Raw genomic sequence first — 24,989 nt, 5'->3', positions numbered from 1 at the left:
CGCTCGGAGGGGGGTGCAGGTCCTTCTTCACGTCCGGGCCCGGGTTCCGTCCAGGGCCGCCCGGGGCTACGGCTTCGGTGGCATCGTCGGCATGCCGAGGAACGGCAGCCTCAGTGCGGCGAAGGCGTCCGCGGGGACGGCGGGCCGGCGCGGCTCGACCGCCTTGAGACGCTCGTACGCGGCTCCCGGCGCCGGACGCGGATCCGCCTCGCCCTTGTTGGGCCAGAACGACATGGCCCGCTCGGCCTGCGCGGTGATGGTGAGCGACGGGTTGACGCCGAGGTTCGCCGAGACGGCGGCGCCGTCGACGACGGAGATGCCCGGGTGGCCGTAGAGGCGGTGGTAGGGGTCGATGACGCCCTCGTCCGCACCGGCGCCGATCGGGCAGCCGCCGAGGAAGTGGGCCGTGAGCGGGGTGCCCATCAGCTCGCCGACGTTGCTGCCCGCGAAGCCGTTGATCTCCTCGGCGATGGCGGAGGCGGCCTGCGAAGCGGCCTTGATCTGCTTGGGGTTGGGAGCTCCGTGCCCCTGACGTGCCGTCAACAGCCCCTTGCCCGCGCCCTTCGGCTTCAGGTAGGTCGTCAGGGAGTTGTCGAGGGACTGCATGACCAGCCCGATGATGGTGCGTTCGGACCAGCGCCGGTTGGAGAGCGAGCGGAGCACCAGCAGCGGGTGCCTGGCCGCGTTGACCAGCCATCCGGCCACCCTCGACGAGCCCTCCGCGTAAGGGACTTGGAGGATGGACATGCCGCCCATCGCGTTGGAGCCCTTGCCGTAGCGGACGGGTTCGATGTGGGTGTTCTCGTCCGGGTGGATCGAGGACGTGATCGCGACACCCTGGGTGAAGTCGGCCTTGGGCGTGCCGTGCGCCTTCCGGTAGCGGCGGTTGTCGGTCTGCGCGCCGACCAGCGCCTCGGAGTTGGTGCGGGTCAGCTCGCCCAGCTTGTTCGACAGGTACGGCAGCTGGCCGCCCGCCTTCATACGGTGCAGCAGGGTCTGGGTGCCGTAGGTGCCGGCCGCGAGGACGACCCGGTGCGCCGTGAAAGTCCGGCCCGCTCCCTTGCGCCGCTCGTCCGTCGGGAGGGTCTGGACGGCGTACCCGCCCCGCGAGTCGTCGGTGACGGACACGACGGTCGTCATGGGATGGACGGCGGCGCCCGCCTTCTCGGCGAGGTGGAGGTAGTTCTCGTTGAGGGTGTTCTTGGCGCCGTGGCGGCAGCCCGTCATGCACTCGCCGCACTCGGTGCAGGCCTTGCGGGCGGGGCCGACACCCCCGAAGTACGGGTCGGCGATCTCCGCGCCGGGCTCGGCCCTGGCCGCCCCGTCGGCGTCCTGTCCGTCGCCGAAGAAGACGCCCACGGGCGCCATGTGGAAGGTGTCGCCGACCCCCATCCGCTCCGCGGCGGCCTTGAGGTGCACGTCCGACGGGGTCATGGTCGGGTTGAGCCGCACACCCAGCATGCGCCGGGCCTGGTCGTAGTACGGCTTCAACTCCCCTTCCCAGTCGGTGATGTCCTTCCACTGCGGGTCCTCGAAGAAGGGCTTCGGCGGTACGTAGAGGGTGTTGGCGTAGTTGAGCGAACCGCCGCCGACACCCGCCCCCGCGAGCACCATCACATTGCCCAGCAGATGGATGCGCTGGATGCCGTACATGCCGAGCCGCGGGGCCCAGAGGTAGTTCTTGATGTCCCAGGAGTTCTTGGGAAGCGTGTCGCGGGTGAAGCGCCGGCCCGCTTCGAGGACACCTACGCGGTATCCCTTCTCCGTCAGCCGCAGGGCGGTGACGGACCCGCCGAAACCGGATCCGACGACGATCACGTCGTAGTCGTACGTTCCCTCGTCCGGCTGTTCCTGGACAGAGCTCTCCTGTGACACGTGCCGCTCTCCTCGTCGAGAACCGGTTGAGAACCGTCGATCGTTGTCGGGGTGTGCGAAGGGCCGCGGGCTAGCGCAGCCGGAACGCCTTCATGACCTTGAGGCTCCGGCTCATGAACGCCGCGTACTTCTCGTCGTCCATGCCGAGGGACGGCGCCATCGGCAGCAGCCTCTGGTGGGCGACGGTCTGTGCCTCGGTGTACTTGAGGATGCCCTCGGAGCCGTGCCGGCGGCCGAGGCCGGAGTCCTTCATGCCGCCCATGGGCGACTGGACGCTGCCGTACGCGGGCGCGTAGCCCTCGTTGACGTTGACCGTGCCGGTCCGCAGCCGGGCCGCGACCGCGCGGCCACGTCGGCCGTCCTTCGTCCAGACGGACGAATTGAGCCCGTACGCCGTGGAGTTGGCGAGTTCGACGACCTCGTCCTCGGTGGTGAACCGGTAGAGGGAGACGACCGGTCCGAAGGTCTCCTCGGCGCAGACGGCCATCGGGGCCTCCACTCCGTCGAGGATGGTGGGCTCGTAGAAGTAGGGACCGATGTCGGGGCGCGCGACTCCGCCCGCGAGGACCTTGGCGCCCTTCGCCACGGCCTCCTCGACGTGCCGTGTCACGGTCTCCAGCTGCCGCTCCCCGACCAGCGACCCCATGTCGGCCCCGTACGCCAGGGACGTGCCGAGTCGCATGGCCTTCGTCCGGGCGGCGAACCGCTCCGCGAAGGCGTCGGCGATCGACTCGTGGACGTACAACCGCTCGATGGAGATGCAGAGTTGACCGGCGGAGGAGAAGCAGGCGCGGACGGCGCCCGCGGCGGCCTTGTCGAGGTCGGCGTCCTCGAGGACCACCATGGCGTTCTTGCCGCCGAGTTCGAGGGAGACGCCGACGAGCCGGGCGGCCGCGCCCTGGGCGACCTCGCGGCCGGTGCGCGTCGACCCCGTGAAGGACACGTAGTCGGCGTGCTTGACGACCTCGGGTCCGACGACCGGCCCGTCCCCGAGGACGACCTGGAAGACCTCGGCGGGCAGCCCGGCCTCGATGAGCAGGTCACGCGCCCACAGGGCGGTGAGGCAGGTCTCGGTGTCGGGCTTCATGACGACCGCGTTGCCCGCGACGAAGGCGGGCAGCGCGTCGCCGACCGACAGCTCCAGCGGGTAGTTCCAGGGCGCGATCTGTCCGACGACACCGCGCGGGTGACGCAGTTCGGTGACCTTGGTGAGGGTCGGGACCGCGCCGGCGTGACGCTTGGGACGCAGGTACGAGGGTGCCTTGCGTCCGTAGTGCCGCGCGGCGACCGCGACGGCCTGGACCTCTTCGTGAGCGTGCAGACGGGCCTTGCCGGTCTCCAGCTGGATGAGGTCCAGCACCTCGGCCTGGCGGGCGAGCACGAGGTCGTGGAAACGGAGCAGGACGGCGGCGCGCTGCCGTACGGGGGTGGCGCCCCAGGCGATCTGGGCGGCACGGGCCCGCTCGAAGGCCTTCTCGACGTCCTGAGGGGTGGACTCGGGCAGGTCGGCCAGCTTCTCGCCGGTGAACGGCGTGTGGTTGGCGGTCCGCCCGGACCCGGCCACGCCCTTGGTGAGCTGCGCGACGAGCTCGGGAGTGACGACATCGGCGGCGGTGCGGGCGCCGGCCGGGGCGGGGGCGAGGGGGTTGGTACCGACGGCATCGGGAACCGCGGTGGCGTCCGCGCCCGCGGTGGCGTCGGAACCGTCGGTGTCATCCGGACCGGCCACTGTCTGTGCCACTGCCACTGCCACTGCCGATGCCGATGCCTCGGCCTCGCTGGTGGCGTCGGCATCGGTGGTCGCGTCGGCGGTGGACGTCAGGTCCGCGCCGGTCACGGCGGCCGCGCCGACCGTTGCGTCGGTACCGGCCGTCTCGTCGGTGCCGGTCTTTTCCGTGGCCTGCTCCGCGGCCTGCGAGTCCGTCATGAGCCGCAGGGTATGCCTGCTCGCTCCCTTTGGGTACCCGTCGGTAATGGCCTTTCACGGAGTGCTCACACACCGCCAGTGATCACTGGCAGCAAATACGCTGATCAGGGCGTTGTCGATCCCGCGATCACCGGGGGCTCGATTTTCCGGTCACAGTCCGGTCACCGGGAGCGGGACCGCCTCCGCCGACACGGCACCGTCCCGGTCGGTCACGGCTTGTCGATGTCCAGGTTCGCGATCGCCGCCTCGGCGACTTCACGGCCCCGCGCCGTGAAGTCGCCGTCGCCCGGATAGCTGATCGTGAGCTTGTACATGTCGCCCGCCTTCGACTTGTAGTAGAAGAGCCGGAGTTCGCGGGGACGGGGGTTCTGGCTGTCGGTGGTCCTGTACCGCACCGTGTTCTCGGCGGACTCCCTGCCCTGATACGTCGCCTTGGCGTCCGGGATCGTCTTCGGACCCTCGGGCATGGCCAGGGGGTACGAGCCGCTCGCCTTGAACCCGCCGTCGTCCGCGTACATCTCGGCCCGCGCGGAGTCCTTGATCTCCTTGCTGGTGTCCTCGGACTTCTTGGCGAGGCTCAGACCGATCGAGATGCTCCCGCTCCGGTCGGTGTACGTGACCCAGTGACCCTTGTCCGACGTACGGTCCGGGGTCCCCTTCTCGTAGCCGTCGGGCACCGCGAGCGTCGCGGCGACGTCCGGCACGTGTCTCTTCTGCCAGCCGTCCGGCAGCGGACCGGCGAACGGGTCCGCGATCACCAGGTACACCGCCACCGCGGCCGCGACGACCGCCGCCCCGAGGCCGATCAGGGCCTTGCGGCCGACCCGGATGCCCGTGGCGCCGGACCCTCCGGGGCCGTCCGGGCCCTCGATCCGCACGATCTGCGTGGGCGCCGGGGCCGGCGGCTGTGCGGCTTCCGCCAGGAGGCGCCGGACCTCGGCCGCTCCGGGGCGGTGGGACGGCTCCTTGGCGAGCAGGCCGTTGATCACCTCCGCGAGCGGGCCGCTCGTCGAAGCGGGCGCGGTCGGCGTGGAGTTGAGAACCGACTGCAGCGTGGCGGGCGTGTTGCTGCGACGGAACGGGGAGACGCCTTCGGTCGCGGTGTAGAGCACCACGCCGAGCGACCAGAGGTCGGAGGCGGGACCGGCGCTCTGGCCCACCACCCTTTCCGGGGCGATGTATTCGGGCGAGCCGACGAAGCCGCCGGTGTCCGTCAGGCTGGTCTCGCCCTCGATCCGGGCGATGCCGAAGTCGGTGAGCACGACCCGGTCGTGACGGCCGAGGAGCACGTTGTCGGGCTTGACGTCGCGGTGCAGAACGCCCGCCGCGTGCGCGGCCTCCAGGGCGCCGAGGATCTCCAGGCCGATGCGCGCGGCCTCGCGGACGCCGAGCATGCCCTCCTGAAGGGCGTCGCCGAGCGAGCGGCCCCGCACCAGCTCCATGACGATCCAGGGCTGCCCGTCCACGACCGCGACGTCGTGGACGTTCACCACGGCGGGGTGGTCGAGCCGCGCCGCCGCGCGCGCCTCGCGCCGCATCCGCTCGTACGCGTTGGCACGTTCGCGCTCGGGAAGATGATCCGGAACGCGTGGCTCCTTGACGGCGACCTCGCGGTCCACGGTCTCGTCCTTGGCCCGCCACACCGTGCCCATGCCGCCGTGCCCGAGTTTGGCGAGCAGGCGATAGCGCCCGGCGATCAGCCGCCCCGCCCCCGGTTCCAGCGGGGGTTCGGGCGCGGGAGCCTGTGGCTGGTCCGGGACGATCCGGGTGGGCGTGGCATACGGATTGCCCGGGTACGGGACAGCGGCCGGGGCCGCCGACCGCAGGCCGGGCACCACAGGTCTCGGCGGTTGCAGACCGAAACTCGTCGGCTCGTCTCCCCCGTGAGGGACTCCCCCGTTGTCGCTCATGGGTCCATCTCTATCGCGGCGGGCCCTTCGCCATCCAGTCCCGTCGCCGACCGGTCACAGACCCGTGACGCACGCCATCCCTTATCTCCCCTTTACGAGGGTACGAAGGGATCCACTACGAGGGTACGAAGGTGTCCACGGCCACGTCGAAGTACTCCTTCGCCTCCGTCACCCGCCCGACCGGCGCCGAGACCCACACGTCGTACATCCGGCCGCCCTGCTCCCAGCACAGGTCGTAGGTGTGCCGTGCGCCCTCCGCCTTGCTGAAGCCGTTCCAGGTGAACTCCCAGAGAGCGGCGGGGTGTCCGTCGTGCGTGGTCCGCGCGACCGTGCCGTCGCGGTAGCCGGGGTTGTTGGCGGCCCCCTCGGCGTCCGCCCTGCGCATCACCGCGAGCGGGCCGCCGGTCTCGGGTTCGGCCACCTTGATGCCGAGGCGGAAGGTCTGCCCCGGTGACATGTAGAAGACCCGCTCCCCCTGCGGATCGCGCGTGAAGCCGTCGGGCACCGCGAGCGAGAAGCCGTACGGGTCCGACGCGGTGCGGTATCCCGAGGGTGCTGTGCGGGCGGAGGCGGCCGGCGACTGCCGCCGGGTCACCGTGACGGTGGGGGCGGCGCTCGCGGGCGGGGCCGAGAACGTGCCGGATGCGGAGGACGGCGTACCCGGTGTCCGTGACGTGCCCGGCGTGCTCGACGAGGGCGGTCTGCCGTCCCCGCCTCCACCGTCGTTCATCAGCAGCGCGGCCGCCGACACCCCGGCGCCGGTCATCGCGGCGACCAGCGCGGCGGCGACGAGGAGGCTCCGCGTGGACTGCTTGGGCGGGCGGTCCGCCGCCGTGCCGGAACCGGACGGCGACGGCGCGGGCGCGGGTCTGTGCAGGGGGAGGTCCCGCCGCGTGGGCGTGTACGGGACCGACAGCCGGGGCGTGCGGCCGGTGTCCCGGAAGGCGCGCAGCATCCGCTCCGCCTCCGCCGCGTCGAGCCGCCGCTCCGGATCGCGCTCCAGCAGCCCTCGTACGACGGGCAGAAGCGGTGCCGCCTGGGCCGGCGGACGGATCTCGTCGACGACGACCGCGTGCAGGATGCCGCCGAGCGAGTCGCGGCGGAAGGGCGACGCGCCGCTCAGCACGGTGCACAGCAGCGCGCCGAGGGACCACAGGTCGGACTCGGGACCGGTCCGCGCCCCGGACATCCGCTCGGGCGCGGTGTACTCGGGCGAGCCGACGAACGCCCCGCTCTCCGTGAGCGTCGTCGCGCCCGCGACCTGGGCGATCCCGAAGTCGGTGAGCACGATACGGTCGGTGCCCGCTTCGACGAGGACGTTGGCGGGCTTGAGGTCACGGTGCAGGACCCCCGCGTCGTGCGCGCGGCGCAGCGCTCCGAGCAGGTCGATGCCGATACGGGCGGCCTCGCGGGCGTCGACCGGTCCGTCCGCGGAGATGCGTTCGGCGAGCGAGCCGCCGACGATCAACTCCATGACGATGTAGGGGCGTTCGTCGTCCACGACGACGTCGTGGACGACGATGATGTGCGGGTGGTGCAGTTGCGCCACGGCACGGGCCTCGCGCAGGGTCCGGTCGCGCTGGAGCCGGGCCTCCTCCGCCGAGAGCGAGTCGTCGAGGGCCAGTTCCTTCACCGCGACCAGGCGGCCGAGCAGTTGGTCGGTGGCACGCCAGACGACCCCCATGCCGCCCCGGCCGATCCTGGCCTCCAGCCGGTAACGCCCCGCGATCACACGGACGTTCTCCCCCTCGGTCCCCATGGGCCCCATCATGCCGCACCGGACGGACGCCTTCCGTGGCGGCGACCGGCCAAGTAGACCGCCGCCCCAGGACAGCCCGGTGGCACGCTCCGGGGAACTCAGGCACACGAGCGGCCCGGTGGCGCGCGACGGCTCCTGGGAGCCGGTGAGTTCGGCCAGTTCGTCGGCGTGCGTGACCAGAGCGGGCCGGGCAGCCAGGGGCGATCATTTTCGGCCACAGCCTGTTTCGAAAAAGACACAAGGCATGGAAAATCGCCAAGCGATATACACTATGCAGGGCAAAACGGGCGGCCGGAATCACGCTGCCATGTGAATCATGGAAGCCTTACGCTTTTCCTTATGGGAAACACATTGAAGCGCCTTTCCGTCACGAGCGTCGCGGCGGTGGCAATATTCGCCACAGCCACAGTGACCAATGCCAGCGCGGCGAGTGGCGGAGCCGCATGCTCGGTGACCGGCGCCTCGGGGAGTCTCGCGTTCACCAACTGGACAGCCAACCACGTGAACATCAGCGGTTGGGTGAAGGACACCGCTGCCGATGGTCACCATGTGGCCATTCGACTCGTTTCCATAGACGGAGGCACTGGATGGGTAACGGAGTGGGCCTGGCATTCCGAATACGACGGAAACGGGTCGACTAACTCCTTCACCACTTACGCGGCGCCCTCCGGCGATGACCTCGACTACATCGGCGCGCAGGTGGCGGTCATCGAAGGGAATACGATAGTCCGTTCTTGCACGGACTACGCCTGAGCCCCCGGCCGCCTGCCCCGCCGGCCGGAGCAGGCGGATGCGCGGCCGTCTCCAGCAACGCCCACACCTGCTGGCGTTCGGACGGCGGGAAGCAGAGTCACCGGGGTGTTCCCCTCGGATCAACCCTCTTGGAAGCCCCGCAGGATCCGGTCGAACTGCTTTTTGGTGGTGGCCCAGTCGGCGGCCGGCGAGGCCTCGTAGATGGCGTACTCGGTGCCGTCACTCTTCATGTACCCGACGTCGATCGCACGGTAGGGCCCCGGGAAGTAGTGCGGCGCATCCTTGGCCAGGGCGTTCCACGTGTACTCCCAGCGGACACCCGGCAGGTCGCGGAAGAGCTCCTTCTTGAGGCTCTGCTGCTTGTAGTCCAGCAGCCGCCGTGAGACCCCCTGCTCCAGGTTGCTCATGTGCTCGTACGAGGAGCTGAAGTCCGGCGCGGTGTCGACGGCGACCCGCACGAGGTGCTTGCCCTTGTCCGGCGAGTAGTCGACCTGCCGGAGGCCGTCCTGGTCGATGGAGACGGACCGCTTCCACCCCTTGGGCAGGGAGATGCTGAATCCCACCGGGTCGTTGCGCCGCTGCCAACCGGCGGGAACCGCCCGCTGACTGCCCTCGTCGCTCGGCGTGGCGCTGGCACTCGGAGTCGACGATGCAGAGGCGGAGTCGCCGGGGCTGCCTGTGCCGAACTGCTGCAGCGCGACCGCGACACCCCCGCCGACGATCGCCGCAAGGGCGACGACCAGGGCGAACGTACGCAGGCGGTGCCGCTTCTGCGGCGCGGGCACGATCGTCTGGGGCGGATACGGCGTGGCGGCTGCCGTCTGCTCGCGGGTACCGGTGCCGGTCCCCGTCTCCGTGGTGCCGTACCGCGCCTGCCCCGTCGGCGCATACGACTGCGCCTCACTCGACAGTCGTCCCGCCGCCGCCTCGGCAAGCATCTGCTCGGCCTGCGCCGCGCTGGGCCGCTCGGCCGGATCCTTGCGCAGCAGCGCGGCGAGGACGGGCCCCAGCGCACCCGCGTTGACCGGTTCGGCGGGTTCCTCCTCGACGACGGCCTGCATGGTGCCGATGGGCGAGGTGCGGCGGAACGGCGACCTGCCCTCGACCGCCGTGTACAGCGTCGCGCCGAGCGCCCACAGGTCGGAGGCCGGGCCCGGGTCGTGGCCGCGTACCCGCTCGGGGGCGAGGTAGTCGACCGAGCCGACAACCTCTCCGGTGCGGGTGATCGTGGTGTCGCCCTCTATCTGGGCGATGCCGAAGTCGGTGAGCAGGACACGGCCGTCCCCTCCGAGAAGGACGTTGCCGGGCTTCACGTCCCGGTGCAGCACTCCGGCGGCGTGTGCGGCGCGCAGCGCGCGCAGGACCCACAGGCCGATCCGTGCCGCCTCGGCCGGTTCGAGGCGTCCCTGCTCCTTGACCTCGTCGGCCAGCGAGTTGCCCTCGACCAGCTCCATGACGATCCACGGCCGGTTGTCGTGCTCCAGGACGTCGTGGATGGTGACGACGGCCGAGTGGTTGATCCGGGCCGCGGCCCGCGCCTCGGCGTGGGTGCGGGCGAGCAGCCGGGCGACGTCGCTCTCGGAGACGTACAGCGCGGCGGTCAGCTCCTTGACCGCGACCGCGCGGTGCAGCACCTCATCGTGGGCGCGCCAAACCCGGCCCATGCCACCGCTGCCGATCGAATCGACAAGCCGGTAGCGGCCCGCGAGGAGCAGGCCCTGCATCTGATTCACGTTTCCCCGCAATGGTCTTGACAGGGTCAGACTAAAGAGCGGTCCCCACCCAGGGAACAAGCGGGGTCGTACGGAGACCGCACTGTGACGGTTCTCCCTTCCCTGTACGGGAGGGAACCGTTCGGTGTTCAGGTGCCCTCGCCTGCTGAAACGGTTGCCTCCGGTGCGCGGGAGGCTTGCCCGACCGGCACCGGCGGGTCACGGGCCTTGCTCAGCCGGTGACCTGATAGGTCGCCGAAGCCTGCTCGTACAGCCGGGTGACCTCGTCGCGTTCGGCCTCCGGACCGCGTACCTGCACCACGTGGTAGTGCCCGCCGACGAGGATCGCGAGGTTGCGCACATAGAGCGAACGCCCCGCGGAGTCCTGCCAGGTGAACTGGCCCTCGGCCATCACGCGGCCCCCGACGTCGATGCGCCGCATCCCACTGGAGGTGGCCCACGTCGAGTCCCGGAAGGGCTGCAACTCCTTCTCGTTCTCCCGCTGGTAGGTCATCGGGTCACTGCCGTACGTGGCCGTGCCGTCCCGCCCGGGGACGACGATGAGCTCGAAGTCCCCCTGGGAGTAGACGATCTGGCCGCTCCCGTTCTTCGGCGAACGGTCCCAGCCGCTCGCCACGGCGACCCGGAATCCCTCGGGGTCCTTGCGGAGCGTGAACCCCTGGGCGACATCGGGATCGGTGGTGGTGTGCGAGGAGGTCGAACTGGACTTCCCCGAGGGGCTCTTGCCGGGGTCCGGCGAGGTCTGGTCGGGCCGGGGCTCGCTGCTCGCCTTCGCGTCGCCGCTGGTGTCGGGGGCGGGACCGGCCTGTCCGGCGGCGCCGGTGCGCTCGTCACCCGTGCCGCTCCGGTCCGCCTTGGGCATGAAGACCATGGCGTACGTGACCGCCGCGGCCAGCAGGAGCAGGACCAGCAGGAGCAGATTGCGGCCCAGTCGGCGGGGCCGGGCCGAGCTCTCCCGCTTGGCACGCTTGTGCCGGGCGTGCGGGCTGGTCGCGGGCAGCCCGGCGCGACGCCTGCGGACGAGCTCGCCCCGGCGCCGTACGATCGGCAGCCGGCTCGGGTCGGCGGGCGGCACGGGCACGACATGCGTCCCGGCCTCGGGCTCCGGCGCGGACCGCACCAGGGACCGCAGCCAGCCGCGCAGCTCCTCGAAGTCGAGCCGCTCGGTGGGGTCCTGGCGCAGCAGCGACTCGACGACGGGCCGCAGCGGCCCGCACTCCTCGGCGAAGGCGGGCGGCTCGGCGCACACCAGCTGCACCAGCTCGGCGGTGTTCTCCTCCGGGTACGGCGCGTGCCCCTGTACGGCGCGGAAGAGCAGCGCGCCCAGGGCCCACAGGTCGGTCGCCGGACCGATCGGGGCGGCCAACTGCCAGTTCTCGTGCACCGGTCCGGCCTGCTCCGGCGCCCAGCGCTCGGTCACCGGCCCGACCACGGCCATCCTCGCCTGCCGCGCCCGCTCCGCCGCGAGCGCGGTGGCCGGGCCTCGCCGTGGCGATGTCCCGACGGCCGGGGCACCCCAACCGCCGCTGCGGCCCTCGGGGTTGTGCGGAGCGGAGGCGGGGCTCTGCGGGGTGCCGGGAATCCGGGTGTGATCGGGGGCCGGGGAGGCGCCGGGCACGCGGGCGAGGCCGGATTGCGTGAAACCGCCCGGAAGTCCCGGGGCTTGGGTGTGACCGGACGCCTGGAAGCCGCCGGTGAGCCTGTTGTGGTCCTGGTCCGGAACCCGGTCACTTCCGGGAGTCCCTCCGGGGGCCGGGACGCCGGGACGGCCGCCGTGTCCTGTGCCGAAGGGCTGCTGTCCGGGCCCGAGCGCGGGATTGTCGTAACCCGTGGCCCCCGTGGTCCCCGTGGCATGCCTGCCGCCCGCTCCCGGGGGGAGTGTGGGGCGCCCCTGGCCGCGGTCCCCGCCGACGGGTCCGGCAGGGCGGGGCTGAGCCCCGTGCCAGCTGGTGCCGCCGACTCCGTACGGGTCGGCTATCTGGCCCGGAGGCGCGGTGTGGGGGCGCTGCTGCCCGCCCTGGCCGGGCAGCTGCGGCGGGCCGTAGGCCTGGGTCTGCGGGGAGTGCGCGGAGGTGCCGTACGGGCTGCCCTGGCCCGCCTGTCCGTTCTGCTCGCCCGGTGTCGCGGGGCGGGGTGCCGGAAGGGCGAGCGGGTCGCCCCGCTGTTCCCCCTGGACGCGGGCGGCGGCGCGTGCTCCGGCGCGGTACGCGGCGATGGCTCCGGCGCGCGCGGCCCGGATGTCGCCCTCGGCGGCCTCCGCCGCCCCGTCGGCGTCCGGTCCGCCGGGCGGCCCGGCGTGTCCAGCCGGACCGCCCTGACCTGCCGGGCCGCCCGCCTCGAGAGCACGGGGGCCTCGGCCCGCCGCACCCGCCGTGGGCGTCCCCGGAACCGGTGTTCCCTGCTCCGCCCGGGCCTCGATCGCCGCCCGACGGGCCGCTTCGGCATCGGCACCGGACGTGGCCGCCACGGCGACACCGCGCGCGGGACCGCCGCCGAACCCGATGCCACCGGCGGGACCCCGCCCGCCCGTGCCGCTCGGCCCACCGGCGCCGGCACCCCGAGGAGCACCTGCGCCCGCCCCGGCCGAAGCACCGCTGCCCGGCTGTCCGGCAGCCCGGCCTGAGCCGGGCCGCGCGACGTCGCCCTCGGCGCCGCCGGGGCCGGAGCCGGGCTCATGCGTGAAGTCGTCCTCCCGCGCGGGCACCGGGTCGTACCCGCACAGCGCCTCCTCGGCGGCCCCGGCCGCGAGTCCGGTCAGCAGGACGCGGCCGTCGTCGCAGACGAGCACCGTACGCGCGGTGATGTTCCGGTGCACCCATCCGTGCGCGTGCAGGACCCGCAGCGCGGTCAGGACGTCGGAGGCGACCTCGGCGGCGCGGTAGGGGCTGAGCGGCTTCTCGGCGAGCAGGGCGGCCAGCGGCCTCGCGGGCACCAACTCGCTGACGATCCACAGCGACCCGCCCTCGGCGAACACGTCGAAGACCTGGTCGAGCCGGGGATGGTCGGGGATCTGCGCGGCGGCCTGCGCGGCCTCGATCGCACGTCGCACGGCCGGTTCGGTGGGCCGACGCGTGGTCCGCGCGGACGCCCTCCGCACCCCGCCGTCCCGGGCCACGAACCCGTCGGGCAACCCGTCCGCGTCGAGCACCTCGGCCTCGACGACCTCCGGCAACGGCACCTGCCGTACGAGGACTTCCTGTCCGCTGTAGGTGTCGAAGGCCCGGCTCTCGGCGAGTTCGTACTCGTCGGCCGGTGGCAGAGGCAGGCGGTAGCGGTCGGCGAGTACCCGTCCCGCATAGTCGTCCACGATGCCTCCCCCAGCCGACCGGTTGGTCAATTCCGTTCGCCTTGCGTTCCGTTGTGGCTTCGTACGGTCCGCAACCACTCACGATACGTGCCCGAGGCAACCCGCAGAGCGGTGATGCGAGATCTCGGGCACCCGTCCGTGGCAGAACGTCACCTCGGCGAGCGGTACGTCACGACTTCGGCTGGAACGTCTCGGTCAGCGTCTTCCACGTGTTCTTGCGCAGAGCGCTGTCCCACGCGGACGACTTCGCCGTGTACATCAGCGCGTACCCCTGATGCGAGTTCACAACGAAACCGCGGTCGATCGAACGGAACTTCGTGCCCCCGTCCACATAGGTGAACTCCCAGTCGGCCGTGTTCCAGCCGCGGTACTCCACCTGTTCTATGCGCAGCTTCACGTACTGGGAGCGGACCATGTACCGCTCCTGGTTCTTCCAGTCCGCGACCGGGTCGTCCTTGGGCGTCGTCGTCCAGCCGATGAGGAGTTTCTGCCCGTCGGGACCGGTGAACCTGGCTCCCGCGATGTCCTGGGACTGGTACTTCCACCCCTTCGGCAGCCCGATCGAGAAGCCCTGGCCACTCTTGTACGTCTTCACGGCCGTGGAACCCGAACCGGAGCCCGACTTCTTGCCGTCACCGCTCGAACCGGCCGACGCGCTCGCGCCCGAAGAGGCGTCCGCGGTCCCGTCCTCGCCAGATCCGGAACCGGAGCCCGACTTGTCGCCGTTGTCGGTGTGGGCGCCGTCGTCGTCCTTCTTGGTGTCGTCGCCGTTCCCGCTTCCGGACGTCGCCCCGCTGGAGGCGGCCGCCTTGCCGCCGCCGCTCTTGCTGTCCTTGGCGCCGCTGTCGTCCCCGCCACCGAGAGTGAGGGCCAGGACGGTGCCGAGCACGGCCAGCGCCACGGCCACCGCGATGATCACCAGCGTGCGGCGCGGCACGACATCCGTCAGCGACGCCTTCGGCGCCGGCCGCTGCGGCCGCTCGGGGGCCACCGGCCACCCGGACCCCGCCCCGCTCCGCGAACCGGCGGCACCCGCAGCTCCGGCACCCTCGGCCGAACTGGAGTTCACCGACGTACTGTCACGACCACCCGGCTTCCCGGGCGCAGGCGGCGCGGACGGTGCGGACGAACCCGCCGAGCCGGACGACACGGAGGTGCCGCCGACCGTGCCGGGGGCCCCACCGGACCCGGCACCCGTGTGCGGGGTGTCCGTCCCGGCGGCTCCCGCCGCCCGGGAGGAGTCCGAGTCGCCGGCCGTCTTCGCACGCGCCGTCGCCGCCGAGGTGGCCGCCGCCGTGGCGGCCCCGGCCGCCGTCGCGGCCTTGCGCACCGAACGCAGCGCCCCGCGCAGCCGCTCCGCCGGCTCCTCGCCCTTCTTTGCGCGGGAGCCGCCCGCACCGCGCCGCCCCGAGCCCTCCGGCAGCGGCGGCATGGCCACGACCTTCGTCGCGTCCACCGGCTCCGGTACGGATTGCTCGGGCTCGGGCGCGCGCAGTACCTCGTTGAGCATCGCCCGCGCGCCCGCTTCGTCGAGCCGCTGCTCGGGATCCTTGGCGAGCAGGCCGTAGATCACGTTCTCCAGGGGACCCGCGTTCTTCGGCTGCTCCACCGGCTCGGTCATCACGGCGGTGAGCGTCGCGATCGCGGAGCCCTTGTCGTACGGCGGCACGCCTTCCACCGACGCGTACAGCAGACCGCCCAGCGACCACAGGTCGGCCGCGGGACCGGGCTTGTGGCCGCGCGCCCGCTCCGGCGAGATGTAGGAGGGCGCGCCGACGAGCATGCCGGTCGAGGTGATGGACGGGTCGCCCTCCACCTGCGCGATGCCGAAGTCGGTGAGCACGACCCGGCCGTCGTCGGACATCAGCACGTTCGACGGTTTCACGTCACGGTGCAGGATGCCCTCACGGTGCGCCGAGCGCAGCACGTCGAGGATGGCCAGGCCCACCTCGGCGGCGCGCTTCGGCGTGAGCAGGCCGTCCTCGCGGATGGCCTCGGCGAGCGACTTGCCCTCGACGAGCTCCATCACGATCCATGGCCGGTTGTCCTCGTCGACCACGTCGAAGACCGTCACCGCGCCGTTGTTGCGGATCCGCGCGATCGCCTTGGCCTCCCGCAGCGTGCGCGTGATGAGCCGGCGCTTCTCGTCCTCGTCGATGGCCGACGGGAACCGCAGCTCCTTCACGGCGACTGTGCGGCCCAGGGTCTCGTCCTGCGCGCGCCACACCGTGCCCATGCCGCCGCGGCCGAGAACATCCCCCAGCCGGTACCGCCCGGCGAGGAGACGTTCGCTCTTGTCCTGACGGGATGCTCCCGCCCGCTCCGCCTCCGACATGCGTCCCCTCAAGCAACCCGCCCTGACAGAGCCTTCATTGTCCCTCACCCGACAAGTGCCCAACGCCCAGGGGCCCCCTGGAACCGCAACAGCTCAGCCAGTGAGACGCCCGGCCCCCACCGACAGTTCACCGCCAGGCACACTCCGCGCACGCCGACCACCCGGCGACCGTGTTCCCACCCCTCCGCCCCACCCGCCCCCCTGCTCGACCCGCGGCACAGAGACGTGCCCCATGATGGGCCGCGACAGGGAAGGACCCGCCGATGCCACAGCCCCGGACACCTCGGACACTCCTGGCCATACCCATGTCCCTGGCGCTCCTCGGCATGGCCCAAACCGGCCTGCTGGGGCGGACCCTGGTCGCCTCCCAGGGCCCCGTCACCCCGGCCTCGGACACCGCGCTCGCCCTTCTCGTGACCCGTGGCGGCGCCCCGGCCGCCGCCCTGCTGGCCGACGAGGAGTCGGGTCCACGCTTCGCGAGCACCGGAAACGAGATAGCCCGTTCCGATCACTTCCGGGCCGGCAGCATCACCAAGACGTTCATCGCGACGGTCGTCCTGCAACTCGCCGCCGAACAACGGCTGTCCCTGTCCGACTCCGTCGACGACCACCTGCCCGGCCTGGTGCGCGGCGCGGGCAACGACGGCCGCCGCATCACCCTGCGCGACCTGCTCCGCCACACCAGCGGCCTCCACGACTTCACCTCGGCGACCCGGGGCACCGTCCCCCTGACCCCGCTTCAGGCCGTACGCATCGCGCTCACCCATCCCCCGGCCGAACGTGGCCGCTACGCCTACTCGAACACCGACTACGTGCTGCTCGGCATGGTCGTCGAGGAGGTCACCGGCCACTCGTACGCCACCGAGACCGAGCGCCGCGTCATCACTCCCCTCCGTCTGACCGGCACCTCGTTCCCGGGTGCCCGCGCGTCGCTTCCCGCACCGCACGGCCGCGCGTACGCCGCCGACGGCTCCGACGTCACCGAGCTCGACCCGCGCGTGGCCGGCGCGGCGGGTGAGCTGGTGAGCACGCTGGCCGACCTGAACCGCTTCTACGCGGCCCTGCTCGGCGGCGAGCTGCTGCCCTCGCACTGGCTGCGCGAGATGCTCGACACCCGTGCCGCGCATGGCTCGTACGGCATGGGTCTGTTCCCGGTGAAGCTGCCGTGCGGGACCACGGTGTGGGGGCACAACGGCCGTATCTCCGGCAGCTACGTGCGCAGCGCGGCCACCCTCGACGGTCGTCGTGTCCTCACCTTCCGCGTGAACACGGACGGGGTCACGGACCCGACGCTCGAACCGGCCGTGCTCGCCGCCGAGTTCTGTCCCCGCACCCAGTAGAACGGCCGGGCCGCGAGCAGAGATCCCAGCTCACCGCACCCGTTCGAGTGAGATGAGCGGGAACCGGCGGTCAGAACGACACGATGTCGGGCGCCCCCAGCCGTGCCGCGTCCGCCGTCAGATCATCCGGCTGGCGCTGGGACTCCCGCTCGGCCTCGACCCGCTTCTCGTAGTGCTCCACCTCGCGCTCGATCTGGTCCTTGTCCCAGCCGAGGACCGGCGCCATCAGCTCCGCGGCCTCGCGGGCGCTGCGGGTGCCCCGGTCGAAGGTCTCGATGGAGATGCGGGTGCGCCGGGTCAGGACGTCGTCCAGGTGGCGGGCGCCCTCGTGCGAGGCGGCGTAGACGATCTCGGCCCGGAGGTAGTCCTCGGCGGCCGGCAGGGGCTCGCCGAGCGACGGGTCCTCCACGATGAGGTCGAGGAGTTCCTCCGCGAGCGACCCGTACCGGTTCAACAGGTGCTCCACCCGCACCACATGGAGTCCGGTGCGCGCCGCGATCCGCGCTCGCGCGTTCCACAGCGCGTGATAGCCCTCGGCACCGACCAGCGGGGTCTCCTCGGTGACGCATTCGGCGACCCGCTGGTCGAGGCCGTGCACCGCCTCGTCCACCGCGTCCTTGGCCATCACCCGGTAGGTCGTGTACTTGCCGCCGGCCACGACCACGAGTCCGGGCACCGGGTGGGCCACGGTGTGCTCGCGCGACAGCTTGCTGGTGGCGTCCGACTCTCCGGCCAGCAGTGGCCGCAGGCCCGCGTACACCCCCTCGACGTCGTCGCGGGAGAGCGGCACCGAAAGCACCGAGTTCACGTGCTCCAGCAGGTAGTCGATGTCCGCGCTGGAGGCCGCCGGGTGGGCCTTGTCGAGGTCCCAGTCGGTGTCGGTGGTGCCGATGATCCAGTGGCGGCCCCACGGGATCACGAACAGCACGGACTTCTCGGTGCGCAGGATCAGGCCCGTGGTGGAGTTGATCCGGTCCTTCGGTACGACCAGATGGATGCCCTTGGACGCCCGCACATGGAACTGGCCCCGCTCCCCGACCAGCGCCTGGGTGTCGTCGGTCCACACGCCCGTGGCGTTGACGACCTGCTTGGCGCGGACCTCGTACTCGCCGCCGCCCTCGACGTCGCGCACCTTGGCGCCGACCACCCGCTCGCCCTCGCGCAGGAAACCGGTGACCCGCGCGCGGTTGGCGACCTTCGCGCCGTACGCCGCGGCCGTGCGCACCAGCGTCGCCACATAGCGGGCGTCGTCCATCTGCGCGTCGTAGTACTGCAGGGCGCCGATCAGCGCGTCCTTCTTCAAGGCCGGTGCGACGCGCAGGGCGTGGCGGCGGGTCAGGTGGCGGTGGGTGGGCAGTCCGCGTCCGTGGCCGCGGGCCATCGACATGGCGTCGTACAGCGCGACGCCGGAGCCCGCGTACAGCCGCTCCCAGCCCTTGTGCTGGAGGGGGTAGAGGAACGGGACGGGTTTCACCAGATGCGGTGCCAGCCGTTCGAGCAGCAGGCCGCGCTCCTTCAGTGCCTCGCGGACGAGCGCGAAGTCGAGCATCTCGAGATACCGCAGGCCGCCGTGGATCAGCTTGCTGGACCGGCTCGACGTGCCCGACGCCCAGTCACGCGCTTCGACCAGTCCGGTGGACAGGCCGCGTGTCACGGCGTCCAGCGCGGTGCCCGCGCCGACCACGCCCGCGCCCACGACCAGCACGTCCAGCTCACGCTCGGCCATTCCCGCAAGTGACTCGGCGCGCTCCGCCGGCCCCAGTGTCGCTGTCCTCACCGCTGCCTCCCGCTGTTGTCGCGCTGGCCGCACCTGTCCGGCGACGCCCGGCTCACATCCCCCCTGCCCAAAGTCTGACCGCCTTGCCCCTCATCGGCCACCGTCCGTCCGCAGCCTGTGGACAACTCTCGGCGACGCGTAAGGAATCTTGATCGGACAATCCCGCAAATCGGTCATATTTACTCCTAGTCTGACATTGCTCTCGCCCATCCTGTCCACAGGGCTTGCGCACCTGTCCCGCATCGGTTACTGGGAAGGACGGCCCACTCCATGCCCGCAGACCTCGCCGTCATCGGACTCGGTCATCTCGGCCTGCCCCTGGCCCAGGCCGCCGTCGCCGTCGGCATCTCCACCCTCGGCTACAAAACTGGGCCGGAGGGCGGCTCCCTCACCCCCGCAGAACTGCGCCGGATGCTCTCGGGGGGCTTCCGGCCGGCCACCAACCCGGCCGAGCTCGGCCGCGTACGCACCGCCGTCATCTGCGCGCCGACCCCGCGGGGCGCCGACGGCACCCTGGACCTCAGCCAGGTGGAAGGGGCGGCCCGCACCCTGGCCGCACGACTGCGCCCGCACACCACAGTGATCATGGAATCGCCCGTGCACCCCGGCACCACGGAGGAATTTCTGCGCCCGCTCCTCGAAACGGGGTCCGGACTGCGCGCGGGGCGCGATTTCCACCTCGCCTATTCGCCCAGCCGGGTCGATCCCGGCAACCGCGACTTCACCCCCGCCAACACACCGAAGGTCATCGGCGGCCTCACCCCCGCGTGCACCGAGTCGGCCGCCGCCTTCTACGGAAGGCTCACCGACAAGGTCGTACGCGCGCGTGGCCCCCGCGAGGCGGAGACCGTGCAGGTCCTGGAGACCAATTTCCGGCACGTCAACATCGCGCTCGTCAACGAGATGGCCGTGCTCTGCAACGACCTGGGCGTGGACCTGTGGGACGTCATCCGCTGCGCGGAGACCAAGCCGTTCGGCTTCCAGGCGTTCCGGCCCGGCCCGGGAGTCGGCGGGCACGGGATCGCCCAGGACCTCGGCGGCCCCCGCACCCTGCGGATGGTCGAACTTGCCCAGCAGGTCAACAGCCACATGCCGCAGTACGTCATCCAGCGCGCCGCCGCGCTGCTCAACGAGCACGGGAAGTCCGCCCGTGCCGCGCGCGTGCTCCTCCTCGGCGTCACCTACAAGGCGGACATCGCCGATCAACAGGGCGCCCCCGCCCACGAGATCGCCGTACGCCTGATGGAACTCGGCGCGTCCGTCAGCTATCACGACCCGCACGTCCCGGCCTGGAGCGTCCTCGGGCGGCCCGTGCCGCGCGCGGACTCCCTCTACGAGGCCGCGGCCGACGCCGACCTGACGATCCTTCTCCAGCAGCACCGCACGTACGACCTGCAGGGGCTGTCCGTGAAGGCCCAGCTCCTCCTGGACACAAGGGGGGCGACCCCGACCGGGGCGGCGCAGCGGCTCTGATCCGATGAAATCCCTTCACTTATTGTCACTCCCCCCTGCTAACCTGCGGCAGCTCTCGCACACACGTGCGCCCGCGTCCCGGGTGCCCTCAGTTGTGCGCCGCAGTCCCACGCGCACTCCAAGGGTGCGCCCGCATCCCTGGGGGGAACCACATGAGTCAGTCGACGCCGCCGTCCGGTCCACCGGTCGACAGCAACCCGTACGCGGGCGAGCCCGCCGACCAGCCGCCCGTCCCGCAGCAGGGTGTCCCGCAGGGCGCGCCCCAGCCGAGCTTCCCGGTCGCGCCCGTCGCCCCGGCCGCCCCGTCGCGCGACAACTTCGCGCTCGGCCTCGTAGCCGCCCTCGGCGCCGGCGTGGTCTCCGCCGTCCTGTACGGCCTGATCATCGGCCTCACCAAGCACGAGATCGGCTACGCCGCCGTCGGTGTCGGCTTCCTCGTCGGCATCGCCGCGGGCCGCGTCGGCGGCCGCAGCCAGACCCTGCCGGTGGTCAGCGTGATCGTGTCCGTCGCCTCGGTCTACCTCGGCCAGCTGATCGGCGAGGCGATGATCGGCGCCAAGGAACTCGGCGTCGGCTTCAGCGAGGTCTTCTTCGACCACTTCGACGTGGTCCAGGAGGCGTGGAAGGCCAACGCCGACCCGCTGACCTTCGTCTTCTTCGCGATCGCGGCGTACGTGGCCTTCCAGGGCACCCGCAAGGCCGGGCTCTGAGGATGCCCGTGACGGGCGGCTGACGGAACGACCTCGCACGTAAGGGCCCGTCCACCACTCGGTGGACGGGCCCTTCACCTGTACGGACGTGCAGACCGGTACGAGAACGTACCGGCGTTCGGACTAGCGCTTGTGCTGTGAGTCCGCGACCGTCACCTCGACGCGCTGGAACTCCTTGAGCTCGCTGTAGCCGGTGGTGGCCATGGCGCGGCGGAGAGCGCCGAAGATGTTCATCGAGCCGTCCGGGATGTGCGACGGGCCGGTGAGGATCTCCTCGATGGTGCCGACGGTGCCGAGGTCGACCTTCTTGCCGCGCGGCAGCTCCTCGTTCACCGCCTCCATGCCCCAGTGGTGGCCACGCCCGGGCGCGTCGGTGGCGCGCGCGAGCGGGGAGCCCATCATCACGGAGTCGGCGCCGCAGGCGATCGCCTTGGGAAGGTCGCCGGACCAGCCGACACCACCGTCGGCGATGACGTGCACGTACCGGCCGCCGGACTCGTCCATGTAGTCACGGCGGGCCGCGGCGACATCGGCGACGGCAGTGGCCATCGGGACCTGGATGCCCAGCACGTTGCGCGTGGTGTGCGCGGCGCCGCCGCCGAAACCGACGAGGACACCGGCCGCGCCGGTGCGCATCAGGTGCAGGGCCGCGGTGTACGTGGCACAGCCGCCGACGATCACCGGGACGTCGAGCTCGTAGATGAACTGCTTCAGGTTCAGCGGTTCGGCGGCACCGGAGACGTGCTCGGCCGACACCGTCGTACCGCGGATGACGAAGATGTCCACGCCCGCGTCGACGACGGCCTTGGAGAACTGCGCCGTGCGCTGCGGGGACAGGGCGGCGGCGGTGACGACTCCGGAGTCGCGCACCTCCTTGATGCGCTGCCCGATCAGCTCCTCCTTGATGGGAGCCGCGTAGATCTCCTGGAGGCGGCGGGTCGCGGTCTCCACGTCCAGCCCGGCGATCTCGTCCAGCAGCGGCTGCGGGTCGTCGTACCGCGTCCAGAGGCCTTCCAGGTTCAGGACGCCCAGGCCGCCCAGCTCACCGATACGGATCGCGGTGGCCGGGGAGACGACCGAGTCCATCGGGGCGGCCAGGAAGGGCAGCTCGAAGCGGTAGGCGTCGATCTGCCAGGCGATCGAGACCTCCTTCGGGTCTCGCGTACGGCGGCTCGGGACGACGGCGATGTCGTCGAAGGCGTACGCCCGGCGGCCGCGCTTGCCGCGCCCGATCTCGATCTCAGTCACGTTGTGGCCTTTCCGTCTTCGCTTCTGCGCCTCCCAGTATCCCCGACGCCCACGGCAAGGGCGGCCCCGGAGGCTCCGGGACCGCCCTTGCCGTCGGGCTCCACGCGCGCGCGGAGCCCGATCACGTATTCGGGTGACTACTTGTTGCGGCTGTAGTTCGGCGCCTCGACCGTCATCTGGATGTCGTGCGGGTGGCTCTCCTTGAGGCCCGCCGAGGTGATCCGGACGAACCGGCCGCGGTCCTGGAGCTCGGGCACCGTACGGCCGCCGACGTAGAACATCGACTGGCGCAGACCGCCGACCAGCTGGTGGACGACCGCGGAGAGCGGGCCGCGGTAGGGCACCTGGCCCTCGATGCCCTCGGGGACGAGCTTCTCGTCGGAGGCGACGCCCTCCTGGAAGTAGCGGTCCTTGGAGAAGGAGCGCTGCTCGCCACGGGACTGCATGGCACCCAGGGAGCCCATGCCGCGGTACGACTTGAACTGCTTGCCGTTGATGAACATCAGCTCACCCGGGGACTCCTCGCAGCCCGCGAGCAGCGAGCCGAGCATCACCGTGTCGGCGCCCGCGACCAGGGCCTTCGCGATGTCACCGGAGTACTGGAGGCCACCGTCGCCGATGACCGGGACGCCGGCCGCCTTGGCGGCGAGGGACGCTTCGTAGATGGCCGTCACCTGCGGTACGCCGATGCCGGCGACGACGCGGGTGGTGCAGATGGAACCGGGGCCGACACCGACCTTGATCCCGTCGACTCCCGCGTCGATGAGCGCCTGCGCGCCGTCACGGGTGGCGATGTTGCCGCCGATGACGTCCACGCCGGAGGAGTTCGACTTGATCTTGGCGACCATGTCGCCGACCAGCCGGGAGTGGCCGTGCGCGGTGTCGACGACGATGAAGTCGACGCCCGCCTCGATCAGCGCTTGGGCGCGTTCGAAGGCGTCGCCCGCGACACCGACGGCCGCGCCGACCAGCAGACGCCCCTCGGCGTCCTTGGCGGCGTTCGGGTACTTCTCGGCCTTGACGAAGTCCTTGACCGTGATCAGGCCCTTGAGGACGCCCGCGTCGTCGACCAGCGGAAGCTTCTCGATCTTGTGGCGGCGCAGCAGCTGCATCGCGTCGTTGCCCGAGATGCCGACCTTGCCGGTGACCAGCGGCATCGGCGTCATGACCTCGCGCACCTGGCGCGAGCGGTCGGTCTCGAAGGCCATGTCACGGTTGGTGACGATGCCGAGCAGCTTGCCGCCGCCGTCGGTGACCGGCACACCGGAGATGCGGAACTTGGCGCAGATCGCGTCGGCCTCGCCGAGCGTGGCGTCCGGGTGAACGGTGATCGGGTCGGTCACCATGCCGGACTCGGAGCGCTTCACGAGGTCGACCTGGTTGGCCTGGTCCTCGATGGACAGGTTGCGGTGCAGAACACCGACGCCACCCTGGCGGGCCATGGCGATCGCCATACGCGACTCGGTGACCTTGTCCATGGCGGCGGACAGCAGCGGGATGTTGACCCGGACGTTCTTCGAGATGTGCGAGGCGGTGTCGATCTGGTCGGGCGCCATGTCCGACGAGCCCGGCAGCAGCAGCACGTCGTCGTAGGTCAGCCCGAGTGTCGCGAACTTGGCGGGCACTCCGTCGACGTTGGCAGTCATGACACCTTCCCCAAATGGCCTTGATCGGTGCGGATGTCCATGCTAACGGGAAGCATGGCGCTCTCATTCCACGGTTGCGGGTGGGCTTCGGCTTCGTATGTTCGTACGGGATGGATGTCGCCACCGTTCAGACCCGTACCCGGAGAGGGCGCCGGGGCGCCGCCGGACCGCCGCGCCCAGGCATGTCTTCGCCGGACGGCTCCGCGCCGCGGTGGTGGAGGGAACCCGCCGTCGGGGCCGGCCGAGCCGGTACGGCGGCGCCGGGGTCTGCCACCTTTTGCCTGCAATTTGCCTGCCTGGAATTTGCGCAGGGAAATGGAGGCGAGAGGATGCGCCGTCGCGGCGCGGAGGACCGAGCCGCCCGGCCGAGGGTCGGCCGACGCCACCCGAACACTCCGATCCGGCCGGAATCCGACCCGCACGGCGGGACCACGCCGTCTCCTCGCGTCACCGCGACCGATCGGAATTCCTACTGCTCGGCGAGCGCCCTCAGCCGGCTCAGCGCCCGGTGCTGAGCCACCCGGACGGCGCCCGGTGACATTCCCAACATCTGGCCCGTCTCCTCGGCCGTGAGGCCCACCGCGATGCGCAGAAGGAGCAGCTCGCGCTGGTTCTCGGGGAGGTTGGCCAGGAGTTTCTTGGCCCATTCGGCGTCGCTGCTGAGCAGCGCGCGCTCTTCCGGGCCGAGCGAGTCGTCGGGCCGCTCCGGCATCTCGTCGGAGGGAACGGCCGTGGACCCCGGATGGCGCATCGCGGCGCGCTGGAGGTCGGCGACCTTGTGCGCCGCGATCGCGAACACGAACGCCTCGAAGGGGCGCCCGGTGTCCTTGTAGCGCGGCAGCGCGAGGAGCACCGCGACGCAGACCTCCTGCGCCAGGTCCTCCACGAAGTGCCGCGCGTCCCCCGGAAGCCGGGACAGACGGGCACGGCAGTAACGCAGCGCGAGCGGATGTACGTGGGCGAGCAGGTCGTGTGTGGCCTGCTCGTCGCCGTCGACCGCGCGATGGACGAGCGCACCGATCCCCGTCGTCTCGTCTTCACGCATCGGTCCATGGTGCCTTGGCGTCGTCCTGTCCGTGGCACCGCGTCCATAGTTGTGCACCGAAGCGTTATGAGCAGGTGCGCCGGAACTCATTTCCTGCGCCCTCCCCTTCCGCTCGACCGACTTGTCCCCAAGGAACTCCACACCTCAAGGA

The 24,989-nt window shown here is 71.4% G+C and carries 15 protein-coding genes; 4 read left to right on the top strand and 11 right to left on the bottom strand.

The features are described 5' to 3' along the window. Window positions 1-66: 66 nt before the first annotated feature. The 4 genes from ABZX90_RS23970 to ABZX90_RS23955 form a co-directional block, all read right to left on the bottom strand. A complete protein-coding gene (locus ABZX90_RS23970; RefSeq protein WP_355207798.1) occupies window positions 67-1,875 on the bottom strand; it encodes a GMC family oxidoreductase in 1,809 nt (602 codons plus the stop codon). Between the two features lie 70 nt (window positions 1,876-1,945). After that, a complete protein-coding gene (locus ABZX90_RS23965) occupies window positions 1,946-3,802 on the bottom strand; it encodes a succinic semialdehyde dehydrogenase (protein ID WP_355207795.1) in 1,857 nt (618 codons plus the stop codon). 209 nt (window positions 3,803-4,011) lie between these two features. Further along, window positions 4,012-5,712, bottom strand: a complete 1,701-nt coding sequence (locus ABZX90_RS23960) for a serine/threonine-protein kinase (RefSeq protein WP_355207792.1) — start codon at window positions 5,710-5,712, stop codon at window positions 4,012-4,014. 115 nt (window positions 5,713-5,827) lie between these two features. After that, window positions 5,828-7,471, bottom strand: coding sequence for a protein kinase (locus ABZX90_RS23955; protein WP_355207789.1), 1,644 nt, complete (start codon window positions 7,469-7,471; stop codon window positions 5,828-5,830). Between the two features lie 339 nt (window positions 7,472-7,810). Here ABZX90_RS23955 and ABZX90_RS23950 point away from each other — a divergent pair, with 339 nt between their 5' ends. Continuing rightward, window positions 7,811-8,224, top strand: a complete 414-nt coding sequence (locus ABZX90_RS23950; RefSeq protein WP_355207786.1) for a hypothetical protein — start codon at window positions 7,811-7,813, stop codon at window positions 8,222-8,224. 119 nt (window positions 8,225-8,343) lie between these two features. On the opposite strand, the gene ABZX90_RS23945 is transcribed toward ABZX90_RS23950, so the two are convergent. The 3 genes from ABZX90_RS23945 to ABZX90_RS23935 all read right to left on the bottom strand — a co-directional run bounded on the left by ABZX90_RS23945 (window position 8,344) and on the right by ABZX90_RS23935 (window position 15,599). Further along, window positions 8,344-9,948: a serine/threonine-protein kinase gene (locus ABZX90_RS23945; RefSeq protein WP_351126665.1), complete on the bottom strand. Its 1,605-nt coding sequence runs from the start codon at window positions 9,946-9,948 to the stop codon at window positions 8,344-8,346. 220 nt (window positions 9,949-10,168) lie between these two features. Next, a complete protein-coding gene (locus ABZX90_RS23940; protein ID WP_355207783.1) occupies window positions 10,169-13,264 on the bottom strand; it encodes a protein kinase in 3,096 nt (1,031 codons plus the stop codon). A 169-nt stretch (window positions 13,265-13,433) separates the two neighbouring features. Continuing rightward, a complete protein-coding gene (locus ABZX90_RS23935; protein WP_355207780.1) occupies window positions 13,434-15,599 on the bottom strand; it encodes a serine/threonine-protein kinase in 2,166 nt (721 codons plus the stop codon). Between the two features lie 263 nt (window positions 15,600-15,862). Here ABZX90_RS23935 and ABZX90_RS23930 point away from each other — a divergent pair, with 263 nt between their 5' ends. After that, window positions 15,863-16,939 (top strand): serine hydrolase domain-containing protein, encoded by a 1,077-nt coding sequence (locus ABZX90_RS23930; RefSeq protein WP_351126618.1) that lies wholly within the window; start codon window positions 15,863-15,865, stop codon window positions 16,937-16,939. A 70-nt stretch (window positions 16,940-17,009) separates the two neighbouring features. Here the strand turns inward: ABZX90_RS23930 and ABZX90_RS23925 are convergent, their stop codons facing one another. Then, window positions 17,010-18,716, bottom strand: a complete 1,707-nt coding sequence (locus ABZX90_RS23925) for a glycerol-3-phosphate dehydrogenase/oxidase (protein WP_351126616.1) — start codon at window positions 18,714-18,716, stop codon at window positions 17,010-17,012. A 270-nt stretch (window positions 18,717-18,986) separates the two neighbouring features. On the opposite strand from ABZX90_RS23925, the gene ABZX90_RS23920 reads away from it, so the two are divergent. Then, window positions 18,987-20,189: a nucleotide sugar dehydrogenase gene (locus tag ABZX90_RS23920; protein WP_355207777.1), complete on the top strand. Its 1,203-nt coding sequence runs from the start codon at window positions 18,987-18,989 to the stop codon at window positions 20,187-20,189. A gap of 152 nt (window positions 20,190-20,341) precedes the next feature. After that, the gene (locus ABZX90_RS23915; protein WP_355207775.1) at window positions 20,342-20,899 is read left to right on the top strand and encodes a hypothetical protein; all 558 of its coding nucleotides are present in this window, start codon (window positions 20,342-20,344) and stop codon (window positions 20,897-20,899) included. A 123-nt stretch (window positions 20,900-21,022) separates the two neighbouring features. Here ABZX90_RS23915 and ABZX90_RS23910 read toward each other — a convergent pair whose 3' ends face one another. The 3 genes from ABZX90_RS23910 to ABZX90_RS23900 form a co-directional block, all read right to left on the bottom strand. After that, window positions 21,023-22,147, bottom strand: a complete 1,125-nt coding sequence (locus tag ABZX90_RS23910; RefSeq protein WP_351126610.1) for a GuaB3 family IMP dehydrogenase-related protein — start codon at window positions 22,145-22,147, stop codon at window positions 21,023-21,025. Between the two features lie 137 nt (window positions 22,148-22,284). After that, entirely contained in the window at window positions 22,285-23,793 is a 1,509-nt protein-coding gene (gene guaB / locus ABZX90_RS23905) for an IMP dehydrogenase (protein WP_351126608.1), read from the bottom strand. Window positions 23,794-24,262: 469 nt separating this feature from the next. Beyond that, a complete protein-coding gene (locus tag ABZX90_RS23900) occupies window positions 24,263-24,838 on the bottom strand; it encodes a sigma-70 family RNA polymerase sigma factor (RefSeq protein ID WP_328553917.1) in 576 nt (191 codons plus the stop codon). Window positions 24,839-24,989 lie beyond the last annotated feature (151 nt).

Origin of the sequence: Streptomyces sp. NPDC002935 (assembly GCF_040611295.1) — a bacterium.
Classification (GTDB): Bacteria; Actinomycetota; Actinomycetes; order Streptomycetales; family Streptomycetaceae; genus Streptomyces.
Note: the sequence above shows the minus strand (reverse complement) of the source record. Positions and strands in the feature narration are given on the sequence as shown.